Below are 13649 nucleotides of genomic sequence, written 5' to 3' on the forward strand. Positions count from 1 at the left end.
TGAGGAAATCTCCTTATAAAAGCTTCTTGAGAAAGTCTACTGTTTAATATCCGCTAAACAATGCCACTACGTTACATCGATGAGGCGCTACATCGGCGCAATCGGATGCTTCTTTGGCAAATCAGAAATATTTTTAGTTTCCAATTGACGCAATGCCTGGCGCAAAGCGATACGCGATTCGCGCGGGCGAACCATTACGTCGATATAGCCACGTTCGGCAGCCACGTACGGCGAGGTCATGTTTTCATCATAGAAATCCATGAACATCTTCTTGGTCATCTCGCGCTGCTCAGGTGTTTCAGCGGCATCGAGCTGCTTGCCCGCAATCATCACGACCGCCGCGGCAGAGCCCATCACGGCAATCTGCGCGGTCGGCCACGCCAGATTAATATCGCCAGACAGGTTCTTCGAGCCCATAACCGCATAAGCACCACCAAAAGCCTTGCGCACAATCAGCGAAACCTTTGGCACGGTGGCTTGCACCCCAGCGAACGCAAACTTCGCGCCGCGGTGAATAAGCCCAACCTTTTCCTGCTCAACACCCGGCATATAGCCCGGGGTATCGACAACGAATACCAAAGGCACATTGTAGGCATCGCAAATCTGGATAAAGCGCGCGCCCTTATCGGCTGCATCAGCGTCAATACAGCCCGCCAGGTGCATCGGGTTATTCGCCACGAAACCAACGGTTTTGCCATCGATACGCCCAAAGGCCGTAATCATATTCGGCGCGAAGTTGGGCTGCAGTTCGATGATCTCGTCATCATCGCCAAGCTGCTCTAAGAGCTCAATCATGTCGTAGCCGGCATTGGTGTCATCAGGCATGAAGGAGTCGAGCTCAGTGTCTTCGCGCAGTTCTTCATCGCTCGGCGCAGCAAACTCTGGCGCCTCGTCGAAGCAGGACGATGGAAGGTGGTCGAGCAGATCCCGGACCAAGTCGAAAGCTTCATCTTCACCATCGACGACGGCCGAGACATTGCCGTTGAGCTCCTGCTGGCTCGCGCCACCTAGCTCCGCAGAAGAGATATCCTCACCGGTTACCTCGCGGATTACCTTCGGGCCGGTGACGTACATTTCCGCTTGCTTGTCGACGGCAATGACGAAGTCCGTGGTCACCGGCGCATAGACGGCACCGCCGGCAGACTTGCCCAGCATGATGGAAATCTGCGGGCTGCGGCCAGACAGCGGCAGCTGACGACGAGAAATCTCCGAGTACATCGCAAGCGATGTCACGGCGTCTTGAATACGCGCGCCGCCGGAGTCTTGAATGCCGATGACAGGGCAACCGATCTTGATCGCCATGTCCATGACCTGGCAGACCTTTTGCCCGAAGGTCACGCCAACTGAGCCGCCGTAAACAGTCTTATCGTGCGCGTAGATGCACACGGGACGGCCTGAGATGCGGCCGTAGCCGGTGACTACACCGTCAGAGTAAATAGCGTCCGGGTCATTGGGGGTCTTGCCCAAAGCGCCGACCTCAACGAAGGAACCTTCGTCTAGCAGCGCGTTAATACGCTGACGCGGGGTTGAATGACCGGCGTCATCGCGGCGCTTGCGGGAGCGTTCGCTGCCTGGATCCTGCGCCTGTTCCAGACGGGATGCCAGATCAGCGATCTTCTCCGCGGTGGTCGTCGGCTTATTAGCTGCCGTTGCCACGAATCTTCTCCTCAATCCAAGTGTCCATGTGCTTTGCCACGATGCCAATTACGGGCTCGTCTGGCACCGCCAAGTGGTCACCTGGCAGCTGCACAATCTTTAAGTCTTCTACGATAGCGCCCCAGCCACCATCTGGGTCAATATGCGCGTAGCGCGGCTCCAGCTCAATCGCGCCATCGTGCATGCGCTCGGAGCGGAACAAAAGCACCGGTGCCTTCACGTCGACCCAGCGGATGAAGTCAATGCTGGACAGAATCTGGTTATCCACAAAGGATGCGCGCTGGTGTTCCAGAACGCCTGCGGCAAGGCCGTGCTCGGAGGCATCGGTGGTAGCAAGCAGTTGCTCGAGCATCTGCATCACGGCTGCTTCACCAGCGGTTTCTAGCAGCTCATAAGGTACCGGGAATTCTAGGCCGTAGGTCTTCTTCGCGAAGGCAGCGAAGCGCTCCCAGCGGGCCTTGGTTTCTTCCAAAGTATCCGGCGCAGGATCCGAAGGCTGGGTGGTATCCAGCAGCGAAATGTACGCGACTTCGACCTCTGGGTGCTTCTTCTCCAGTTGCAACGCGACCTCGAAAGCCAAGGCGCCACCAAAGGACCAGCCGCCCAAGACGACCTTGCGCCCACGGGCATACTTCACGATGTCATCCAGGTACGCGGCAGCACGCTCTTCCAAGGTGCCCTCGAGGCGCTCTACGCCGTAGACCGCAACATCTTTAGCAAGGCGGCGCATCAGCGGCTGGTAGACAACGGTGGTGCCACCGGCGGGGTGGAACATGAACACAGCTGGGCCGTCGGCTTCGCGCAGCACGCGGATATTGCCTTCGACCTCAGACTCTAAGCCTTCGCGGACACGGTCGGACAAAGGCTCAAGGGTCTCCGCATCTTTGACCTGCTCAGCCGTAACCTCAACGCCGGCGCGCGCAGTGAGACGCTCTGCGATTTGGGCTGCTTGCTCATCGCTAATCGCTGGTAGTTCGCTGGTCACGCCACCTGCAGCAGCACCGGTAAAGGTTGCCCAGGTAGCAAAAACCATGCGCTCTGAGGCGTCACGCGGGGCAACGCCCACGCCTGAAGCCTTCGAGGTCTGAGGCTCAATATCTGCGTCAGCAGCGTCAACTACGTCAACAGCGTCCAGATCACCCATTGCTTCGGCGGCTTCTTCCAATCCAGCAGCAGTCTCCGAAGTGGTTTCCGTTTCTTCTGCTGATGACTCCGATGAAGGTGTAGTGGAAGGAGAACCTGTCTGGGAAACGGCTTCTTCGACCATCACGATGACATCGGCAAGCGATGCATCCCGCAATGCCTGGACCTGCAGCTGTGGAATCTGGAAATCATTTTCCACGCGGTTTTTAATGCGCATGCCCATCAAGGAGTCCAGACCCAGGTCAATCAGCGGCAACTCGCGTGGGAGGTCGCTGACGTCATAGCCCATCGACTCGGAAACAATGGTAGCCAGGCGCTCTTCGACGGTTTCCTTTTCCGGATCCCAGCGCACAGCCTCGATGCCATCGGAGATGAAATCAGCTGGTGAGTCCTGGCTTTCTGGCACCGCGCTCACGCCCTGCAGCGGCGCAGGAGCACCACCCAGGTCCAGCGTGGAAGCGAAACCTTCGGCGACCAGCTGGGTTAACCCGCCGACCACGGTGTAGACCGCGATCGAAAGCCCGCCGAGGTTGCGGTCGACAACGGTGGTAACTTCGCCTTGCGCCGGCAACACGCCGTGTTCTTCGCTGGCTACGACCTGCGCGCGGGCATCCACAGCCGCGGCGGCTGATTCCAAGATGGCAACGGCTGAAGGAGCCTGGTCAGCATCGGTGGCAAAGGCAATTTTGCCGTCCGGCAAGGTCACGCGGGTGCCCGGCAGGCCAGAAACGCCTGACGATGGCCGCGCTGAGGTCCAAAAACGCTGCTTCTTAAACTGCGTAAACGGCGCCTTGACCGGGGTGTTGCCGGTAGTGTTACCGGCGCTGGTACCAAAGACATTGCGGAAATCCACCGGAGAGCCGGTGACATAGAGCTTCGCCAAAAGGTCCAACAGTGACTCAGATGGATCGACTTTGCGCTTGAGCGAGATCAGCAGCTGCGCATCCGGCTTGCCGACGCTAAAGGCAGTGTTCATCATGCCCATCAGCGCCACTGGGTTCGGCGAAATTTCCACCAGCTGGTTGTGCCCCGCAGCCAAAGCCTGCTCGGTAGCATCCTGGAAGTACACGGCCTGTCGCGTCATGCGAATCCAGTACTCATCGGTGTGGATGGTTGCACCTGGCTGGTAAACCGTGCCGCGGTCGACGGAGCTAAACACCGTGGTGTGGATTGGACGGGCTTCAATACCGGCAATTTCTGCGGCGAGCTCGCCCAAGAAAGGCTCGACAGCCGAGGTGTGGCCTGCGCCCTTAACGTTGAGCGCGCGGGCAAACTTGCCTTCCCCTTCTAGCTTTTCCACCAAGTCGAGGACCTGCTGACGTGGACCGCCGACAGTAGTCATGCCAGGACCTGCGTAAACGGCTGGCTCAATATCGTTGCCTAAAGCTTCAATATCTGCGGCGGTCATTTCCACCACTGCCATCGCACCCTGGTTTTCAGGCGTCAGCGAAGCTTCGCCCTCGCCCATCAGGCGGGCGCGGTGGCTGGCAATTAGCAAAGCGTCAGTGTCTTTGAGACCACCTGCGGCATAGGCCGCTGCGATTTCACCCATGGACATGCCCATAACACCTGCAGGACGCACGCCAAAGTGCGCCAGCAAATCAGTCAGGGCAATCTGGATAGCCGTGATCGCTACCTGGGCAGTTTCGGTGTTGTAGGTCTGCGCGTCGTCATCGATAAGCTCTAGCAACGACCAGCCAGCCTCAAAGTCAATGGTTTCATTGAGCTTAGCCAAGCGCTCGGCAAAGAGTGGCGACACGGCCATGAGATCCTTGGCCATCTTGCGGTGCTGGGAGCCAAAGCCCGAGTAGACAAAGACCGGTCCGACACTCGCTGGGGCATCGGCAGCCGCGATACCCAAGGACACCTTGCCGTCAGCAACCTGGCGCAGGCGCTTGATGGCATCTTCGGCATTGTTGGCGGAGACAACGGCACGGGTACGGCCGTGGTTGCGGCCAGCCAAAGAGCGCGCAAGCTCTAGCAAACCAGTGTGGTCCAGCTGTTCATTTTCGATGTAGTCCGCAAGGTTTTGTGCCGCGTGTCGACGACGCGACGGCAGCAAACCAGATACCGGCAAAGCCACGGTGGCTGGTTCTTCTTCCCCCGCATCGCCTTCGCGCGTGTCGATAGCAACCTGCGCCTTCGCCGCCGTCTGCCTACCTGTGTACTCAGCAACTACGACGTGCGCGTTGGTGCCGCCGAAACCAAAGCCAGAAATACCTGCGACCTTGGAGCCGGAGTATTCTGGCCACTCGCGTGGGTCTTCGACGACCTCGAGGTGCTCGGCGTCGAAATCGATGTAGCGATTCGGTTCGCTGAAGTTGATCGATGGCGGAATGATGCCATGGCGCATGCCCTCGATGACCTTGATAAGGCCCACGATGCCCGCGGCGGATTCGGAGTGTCCGATATTGGATTTTGCGGAGCCAAGCAATGCTGGGTTCGCTGCATCGCGGCCCGCGCCCACGGTCTTGCCCAGGGCAGTAGCTTCAATCGGATCACCCAAGATGGTACCGGTGCCGTGAGCTTCGATGTAGTCGACCGTCAGCGGATCGACCTCGGCATCGAGGTAAGCGCGCTCTAGGACATCGACCTGCGCATCCGGGTTCGGTGCGGTCAGGCCATTGGAGTGGCCATCGGAGTTAACGGCAGAGCCTTTGATGACACCGAGGATATTATCGCCGTCGGCTTCTGCATCTTCTAGGCGCTTGAGCACGACAACGCCTGCGGCGTCGGCGCGCACGAATCCGTCCGCATCATCGGAGAAGGCGTGGATACCGCCGGTAGGTGAAATAACGCCGAGCTCACCAAAGGAAGTGGTGATAAATGGCGAAGCCTGAATGTTGACGCCACCGGCCAGGGCCACATCCGCGTCGCCTTCGCGCAGACCGCGCACGGCCTGGTGGATAGCAACGAGAGAAGAAGAACACGCAGTATCGACGTTGACCGAAGGACCGCGCAGATCCAAGGCATAGGACACGCGGTTCGGGATAATGGAAGAAGACGAGCCCGTGAGCGCATAAGGGTGTGCTTCAGCTGGGTCTGCGGCAATGAGCATGCCGTAATCATTGTTGGTCGAGCCCATGTAAACGCCAGTGGCGGTGCCTCGTAGTTCGTTTGCAGGCACGCCGGCGTCTTCTAATGCTTCCCACGCCAGTTCCAAGATGATGCGCTGCTGCGGATCCATATTGGTGGCCTCAAGTGGGGAAAGGCCGAAGAACTCCGGATCGAAGCTGGAGATATCCTCTAAGTAGCCGCCTTGGAGATTCTGCGTTTCCATCTTTGTACGCAGCACTTCATCGGCGTTGTACTCAGACCAGCGACCAATTGGAAGTTCGCCTGTAGCAGCGCGGCCTTCAATAAGCATCTGCCAGAACTCTTCGACGTTATCCGCGCCAGGGAAACGCCCTGCGACGCCAATAATCGCGATATCGTGCGCGCCAGTTCCCGTCGCCTTATTCTGCGCCTTGCGCACAACCTGCGCGGCAGCAGGAGTTTGGGCAGGTCCGTTGATTAAGCGCTCGGCTAAAGCTGCAATCGTGGGGTATTCATAAGCCACGGTCGCATCCAGTTGGAGACCGAGGAGGTTTTCTAACTCACCTGATAGCACCACGGCATCACGTGAGGAAAGTCCAAAGTTCTCCAGAGGTTTCGTATCTACGACTTCTTCTTCTGGCAGGCCAGTTACGTCTGCCACCCAAGCGCGGATCCAGCCTCGGAGTTGTTCAACGGTCATAAAGGTTGTTGCCTTACTAATTTACAAATCACTAATTCACTAAGAAAACCAGTTACATTGTCATATCGCGACATGTCCGGTTTATTGTTACATACCACTAGTACACATCATGTGCTGTTGGTTTTGAAAATCACAACGCCCGGCCTAGCTCGTTGCAGCTGGACCGGGCAGGGGTGTTGCCGCAGGTAAATTTCCCGTGGCAGGTTAGCCCATGTAGTGCTTCTTTGCTACGCGGCGAGCAATCTTGCCGGATGAGGTGCGGTTGATCTCATGTGGTGCTTTCCACTCAATCGCATCTGGCACGATGCCGTGGTTCTTGCTAACGGCGGTACGAATTGCTTCGGTGGCTGCCGCATCGCCGGATTCATCAGCGGAATCAGCGCGCTCCACCAAGACAATCAACTGCTCGGTGTTTTCGCCTTCCACGGAGAACGCCGCAATCGAGTCCGGGCGTACGTGGTCAGTTGCTTCTTGGATGGTGCCTTCAATGTCTTGTGGGTAGTGGTTACGCCCTGCAATAACAATGAGGTCCTTCAAACGGCCGGTGATGTAGAGCTCGCCGTCCAGGATGGTGCCCAAGTCGCCGGTGGCCATCCACTTGTCATCGTCAGGCGCGCCTTCGACGCGGCTGCCGGATGCCAAACGCTCACCCAAGGTGTTGCGGAAGGTGGCCTTGGTTTCTTCTTCGCGGCCGAGGTAGCCCACAGCCATGTTTTCGCCATGTGCCCACAGCTCGCCCACGACGCCGTCTTCAACTTCGGCGCGGGTTTCTGGATCCACGATGGTCAGGTACTGTCCCGTAACCACCTGACCGTTGGACGCGAATGGCACGGTGTCATCCGATTTCTCCTGAGGCTTCGCCTCGCCATTGGCCAAGGCCTCGCGGTTAAAGTGGTTAAACACAGGGCGCTCATCATTTTGTGGCGTCGAAACCAGCAGCGATGCCTCAGCCAAGCCGTACGATGGACGCAGAACCTTGCGGTCTAGACCGAAGTCTTTGAATACCTCGTAGAAGTTCTCCACGGCGGTTTCGGTCACTGGCTCTGAACCAATGATGATGCCGTCGATATTGGACAAGTCCAGCTCTTCGCCCTCAGTTGGCTTGCCGTAGCGAGTAGCCAGCTCGAGTGCGAAGTTAGGTACAACGGCGTAGGTTGCTGCGAGCTTCTCGTCGATGTCCTTGCGTTTGAGCTGGTCAATCCAGCGCTTGGGCTGCTGGATGAAGTCACGCGGACGCATCATCTCAAATGGCAAGCCCATAATCACTACGAACAGCGACAAGATGATGCCCATGTCGTGGTGCAGCGGCAACCAGGTAACTAGGCGCAGCGGCATCTTCAGCTTCGCAGCAGCGTAAATCTGCAAAACGTTAGTCAAAATGGAGCGGTTGGTAAGCTCCACGCCCGCGGGCGTGCGGGTTGAACCGGAGGTGTACTGCAAGAATGCGGCTTGGTCGATCGGCATGACCGTCGACATCGCCAGCAACTGCTGGCCTTCCAGCGTCGACTGCGGGGTGACATAAGATTCCGCCAAGGAATCCGGCAAGGAATCAACCGACAAAATACGTGGACGCTCACGGGATGGCAGCGCCGAGAAGTGCGTGCGCACCGCCTGCGCCGATTCCGAGTTAGTCAGCACGAACTTGGGCTGGCAGTCTGCAAACACGGCGGTGAGGTGGTCCGCGTGGCCCGGCTCATTTGGATCATAAAGCGGCACAGGAACCATGCCGGCATACAGCGCGCCGATAAAGCCAAACAGGTACTCCGGGGAGTTACCTGCCAAGATGGCTACGCGGTCATTTAATTTGCCGACCTGCTGCAAGCGTGCGGCCACGGCCTTAATACGCGTATTGACTTCCTGGCGGGTAAATACCACCAGTTCGCCTTCGCGGGAGTTGGAGTAATCCCAATAGCGCAGAACCTTGCGGTCTCCGCCACCGGTGTGCAAGTCGCCTTGGTACAGCAACTCTGCCAAGCCCGCTAAAGAAAGCTGCGGGGCTAAGGTGATTTCTCCCTTATCGTTGTAGAACTGCTGCATTGCGGCATGCAAATCCATGGAATCTCCTTTTAAAGAAGTGTTAACTTAGGCATTTAAAACTATCAGTATTATTGTCTAAAACGTTACCTGATAGTAAGTTAGCCGCCGTTTATGATTTTCGATGCCCAGCCCACAACCCACTGATTGGTGGTCATGCCTGGGATAACATTGTCGTTGTAGGCATAGAGCGCGTGCACGCCGTTGGCGTCTATAAGCTCCATGGCGCGTTCTGCAGCATTGCCAATATTGTGTGGCGCGTCGCAGATGCTATCCGATGGCGCGCAGATCTGATAAGTCCTATCCGCCAAAGATCCGAAGTCATTCGGACGTGGCCCACGCATGGATGCGCCCGGCACAACCAACTGCACCAAACCGGTTACTGGCTGCAGCGCAATTTCTGCGCCGATGCCGTTGACTTTATTACCAGGATTAATACCGACGCCATTTTCACGACGGCCATCGGCAATCGCGGTTACGCCTGCGACGGATTCGGCAGGAATAACACCCGTGCCGCCGCCGATATCATCGGCAACGTCACCAACGATCACAGCGCCTTGGGAAAAGCCAGCCAAAATAAACTGCGTCTGTGGGCACTCACCGTGCATCCACTTGAGCTCACCTTCGAGCTTTGCGCGGCCTTCGTTGCGGGAGTCGTCGTAGCTCATCTCTTGTTGTGATTGAACACTGCGAAACTGCGCGGTATAAGGCAAGGTCCACACACGTACCTGGTCTTCACCGAATTGTTCTTTCAAAGGATTAGTTATAGACAGCATGAAAGAACGGGAGTTCGCCTGCGGGTTGAAGGGGTCATCGTCAGCCGATGATTCCCATGTACCTGGCGCAGAAATGAACTCATAAGCCGGGCACCATTCTGGTTGTTCCGGAGTCTCGGGCGCAGCTTCAGTAGACTCCCCAGGCGCCGGCGTGCGGTCGCCATCGCCGGATGGGCTGGAAGTCTCACGCATTAAGTACTGCGCGGCTCCCCCGCCGACCACCACTAGAACAATGATGACGGCGAGGATAGTCAGTGTTTTTCTCATAGGGGGAAGTTCTACTCCATTATCCTGGCAAGGATCAAGAATTTCGCTAGCAGTAGGCTGCCTGTGCCTGTTCGTTGATCAATGCAACGACTTCCTCAACGTCCTTGTCCGTGCGTTCTTGCTCTACAAGCTGTCCCGCGACGGCCAGTACGGTGACGTCATCGTCCGGGTCGCAGGCAGTGTGAGCTGCGCTAACAAGTTGGTTTTCTACTCCAGTTATGTCGACTCCGCCGCCGGCGACGGCATCGAGGAATCCAGCATTGGAAGTATCAACTTGCGGGGTGGGGGCTTGTTCTACTTCCTGCGCGCCACGGTCTTCAGGCGCTGGTTCGCTTTTGCTTGTCGATGCCTCCGTGCTCTCCTTCGAACTTCTCTCTTCTGAAGTTTCTGACTCAGACGAGGACAACAAATCGCCGTCACCGCGCTCTAGTGGTGCCACGGTGGCATCGGGAGATACTTCCGAGCCGCTTTCTACAGTGGCAGAGCCACACGCTGCCAAGGTGAAAGTAGCTAGCAGCGCGAGCGTGCCTGTCATTAGTCGCTTCATCGCTATTACTCCTTAGGACACACGGCCCATAATTTGGCGGATGGTGCCGCCTTGGAAGTCTTGCTTCAAGCCACCAGCTGGGATGTCTTCCTGGTCAGAGGTTGGGTAGCCGTACTTGCCGTTCTCGTAGCCGTTGTCGCCCCAGTGGTCAAAGATTTCACCGTAAGGGATGAAGTACGCGCCAGAGGAAGCGGACCAGTAGATATTGCCGTTTTCAAATTCCTGGAAGAAGCCGCCCTTGATCTTCTTCTCGCCACCGCGTGGTGCCCCAGCTGCGGAATTAGGGCCGCCCATCTCCTTGTACTTGGCGCCAATAGCGCCGTGGACGATGTAGCCCTTCTTGGAGTTTCCTTCCTTGGCTTCGACAAGGACACCGTTTTGGAAGTTCTGGAACTGGCCGCCACCTTCGATGTTGGTCACTGGACCAGTTGGGTACTTCAGATCGCCGTTTTCATAGCCATTGTTTCCCCAGATACCCATCATGGATTTGGTGACGGCATATGCGCCTGTCGATGCGGTCCAGTAGATTGAACCGTTTTCAAAGTGCACGAAGCGCCCCTTGCCATCCGGAGTGGTCTTCTCACCGGTAAGTGGGAAGCCCAACCACGAGCTTGGTCCGCCAATCTCGGCGTAGCGCGCGTTGATGCGTCCGAAGAGCGCGTGTGCGCCGTTATCTGGTGACCAGTACGCGGTTCCCTTAGAGAAATCCTGCGCCTTGCCGTCCTCCACGTCGTATTCATTGTTAAGGCAGTTACCAATATCGACGTTGCCGGTGACGGTTGCGATATCGCCGGTGACTTCACAGTCAGCACCGCGGTCGACTTCACCAAGGCCGAAGGTATCGGCGACATATGGCCACGCCTGGGTCATTTCGAACTGCCAGTATTCCCAGCTGTGAACACCAGAGGGGCGCAGCTTGGAGATGACATCGACGCCTTCGCGCTTTGCGCGCTTGACGAAGGAGTCAGTGGTCATGCGGGAGATCACCTCCAGTCCCATGCCAGCATAGTTAGCCTCGCCCTTGGCTACCGAGTTTTCCTGGCCATAGTCATCTTGGCCGGAACCAGCAGAGACATAGGTGGTGATGTCCTTGAGTTCTTTAATTCCCAGCTTTGGATCGTGGTTGTACCATTCCTGCGAGTAGGGCTCTCCCCACATCTTTGTGGAGTCGTATCCACCAGCATCCGCCTGCGCTGCCTGAATTGCCCGCGGCATACCCGTGGAGGTCGTATCCAAGTAGCCGGAGAAAGAACCGACGAAGTCGAACAGGTATGGGTGGCGCTCTGCCAAGTTCACCGCTGCGGTACCGCCCATGGATATACCGACGACGGCGCGCTGCTTGTTGGAGCGGAACTCATTGTCCAAAATTGGCACGAGTTCCTGGGTCAGGAAGGTCTCCCACATGTAGTGCTTGCCGTTATCAGGCTCAGCCCAGTCAGAGTAGAAAGAGGATTCGCCGCCCACTGGCATGATCACGTTGACGTTCTTGTCGGCGTAGTACTGCTCGATATTGGTCTCAATGGTCCAGCCGGATTCATCGTCACGCGCACGCAGGCCATCGAGTGCCCACACCTCTGGGAACTGCTTATCTGGCTGGGAGTACCAGTCACGAGCCAGGAGGATTTGTACTACCTGCTCATGCTCGGGCATGGCGGCAGACTTGATGTAGACCTTAACGTGGCGTGGGGAGAGGTACTCCACGCGGTTGACATCAACGCCTTCTGGCAAGCCTTCTACCTCTGGGTAGGTGGTGTTGATGGGATCGCGCTGCGGTGGGTTGCCTGGTGCAACCGAGTCAGAAAGGCTCGAGCCACCTGGCAACAAGGACTGTGCGCCTGCGAAAGGAATCAGGGATAACCCCAGCACGGCTGCGGTCGGCAGCGCTACCAGCGCCATGCGGCGACGCTTTGCAGAGGGGTTAGACACGGTGGAACGGGAATCTTTAGAGCGCATGAACATGTCCTCATCGTTGGTGTGTAGGTGAATTAAATTTATGTTCTCTCGCTAGAAAAAGTGGACACACCTGTATTCCATGCGCCACCAAGATGTGTGTGGCAACGGTAAACACACAAAATACGTTGTCAGTCCAACACTTGTTTAAAGTGTCATGAGATAGCCAAAAATCAGGTGCCACAGGTTGTGGCACCAAAGAGCGGTACTACCGTCATGCTCTTCCCATCTCCCGAAGGTTCCCCTCCTCCGGCAGCTGCGAATTTTAAAGTAAGTAGCTGTCTGTTGTGTGCTTAAGTTTAAGTTGAACTTCAGACTTTCGTGATGGCGACACACCGCACCATAAAGAAAACCACCCCGCCCCCTGCCTCTTGCTTTAAGCAAGAAATCAGGGGGCGCGGTGGTAATTGCGCTAGGACGAAAGTATTACCAAGCGTTCATGACATCCAGAACGCGGTTCTTGGTCTTGGACAGCTGTGAACCAAACTGGTTCCAGTTGTGAATACCAGTTGCTGGGTAGTTCGCGGTGAAGTTCACGCCCAGTGCGCGCGCCTTAGTATCCCAGATGCGGGTGGTGCCCAAGGCTACTGCTTCCAAAGCCGCGCCAGACAATGCGAGGTTCCATGGGTAATTCGCATCAGATGGACTTGGAATACCGGAGCCTGCAGAGATGTAGACATCAGCACCGCGCAGGTTTTCAATCTGGTTGAATGGGTCGTTTTCGAAGCGACGCGGGCTAATTATAGAGCCGTACATTGCGTTGAGGTTGAAACCGCCAGCATCAAGTAACGCTAAACGCATCAGGGTCTGCGCACCTGGAACAGTAGTCGCTAGGTAACCAGAGTAGGACAGAGTCTGGCGGAACTGGTCACGGTGCTTACCAGCCAAGGTGATGGCAGCGGTGCCGCCCATGGACAGACCAGCAATCGAGTTATTGGTTGGAGAAACACCGAACTGACGCTGCAGGTAGCCCTTGAGCTCCTTGGTCAAGAAGGTTTCCCACTGGTAGTTGACCGGATCAGTCAGGTCGTATTTTGCTGGACCATCCCAGTCAGCGTAGAAGGAAGCCGCGCCACCGATTGGCATAACCAAGGTGATGTTGTGTGGTTCGTACAGACGTGCCGCGTTGACGTCGTTGACCCAAGCGTTGGTGCGTTCGGTCGCGCGCAGACCATCAAGCAGGTACAAAGCTGCGTTGCCGCCGCGCTTTGCTGGCTGGATTTGAACCGGAACGGTACGACCCATGGAAGCAGACCACACGTCACAACGCTGAACCCAGTACTTAACGGGGTCCCAATCGCACTTGCCATTGGCGTCTGGGCGCAGCCAGTCACGGTTAGCAGCTTCTGCCTTCGGTGCGCCCGCAACAGTGAGCATGGTCGCCACCATGACTACTGCCGCGAGCACGGCGATGGCACGGCGATAAAACCCCGTGCTGGTCGCAGTAAGGAACTTCATGTTTCTCCTAATAACTTTTGCTACAACGTCCAAGTCGCAATTTTTATGTACTTCACATCTATCGCTTAGAAAGTCCCAAGCG

Annotated in this window: 7 protein-coding genes; all 7 read right to left on the reverse strand. The window is 56.8% G+C overall.

The window, feature by feature from the left end; all coding sequences use genetic code 11:
• Positions 1-87: 87 nt before the first annotated feature.
• Positions 88-1656, reverse strand: a complete 1569-nt coding sequence (locus CSTAT_RS11995; RefSeq protein WP_075723623.1) for an acyl-CoA carboxylase subunit beta — start codon at positions 1654-1656, stop codon at positions 88-90.
• The gene (pks13, locus tag CSTAT_RS12000; protein ID WP_075723624.1) at positions 1640-6535 is read right to left on the reverse strand and encodes a polyketide synthase Pks13; all 4896 of its coding nucleotides are present in this window, start codon (positions 6533-6535) and stop codon (positions 1640-1642) included. Before pks13 ends, CSTAT_RS11995 begins: the two co-directional genes overlap by 17 nt.
• Before the next feature lie 204 nt (positions 6536-6739).
• Positions 6740-8590, reverse strand: coding sequence for a FadD32-like long-chain-fatty-acid--AMP ligase (locus CSTAT_RS12005; RefSeq protein WP_075723625.1), 1851 nt, complete (start codon positions 8588-8590; stop codon positions 6740-6742).
• Between the two features lie 80 nt (positions 8591-8670).
• Positions 8671-9612 carry a cutinase family protein gene (locus CSTAT_RS12010; RefSeq protein ID WP_075723626.1) on the reverse strand — a complete coding sequence of 314 codons (942 nt, stop codon included), beginning with the start codon at positions 9610-9612 and terminating at the stop codon, positions 8671-8673.
• A 46-nt stretch (positions 9613-9658) separates the two neighbouring features.
• A complete protein-coding gene (locus CSTAT_RS12015) occupies positions 9659-10159 on the reverse strand; it encodes a hypothetical protein (RefSeq protein ID WP_075723627.1) in 501 nt (166 codons plus the stop codon).
• A 12-nt stretch (positions 10160-10171) separates the two neighbouring features.
• Positions 10172-12112: an alpha/beta hydrolase-fold protein gene (locus CSTAT_RS12020; protein ID WP_075723628.1), complete on the reverse strand. Its 1941-nt coding sequence runs from the start codon at positions 12110-12112 to the stop codon at positions 10172-10174.
• A 423-nt stretch (positions 12113-12535) separates the two neighbouring features.
• Complete coding sequence (locus CSTAT_RS12025; RefSeq protein WP_075723629.1) at positions 12536-13567, reverse strand: alpha/beta hydrolase; 1032 nt, start codon at positions 13565-13567, stop codon at positions 12536-12538.
• Positions 13568-13649 lie beyond the last annotated feature (82 nt).

The sequence above is a fragment of the Corynebacterium stationis genome (assembly GCF_001941345.1).
Taxonomy (GTDB): Bacteria; Actinomycetota; Actinomycetes; order Mycobacteriales; family Mycobacteriaceae; genus Corynebacterium; species Corynebacterium stationis.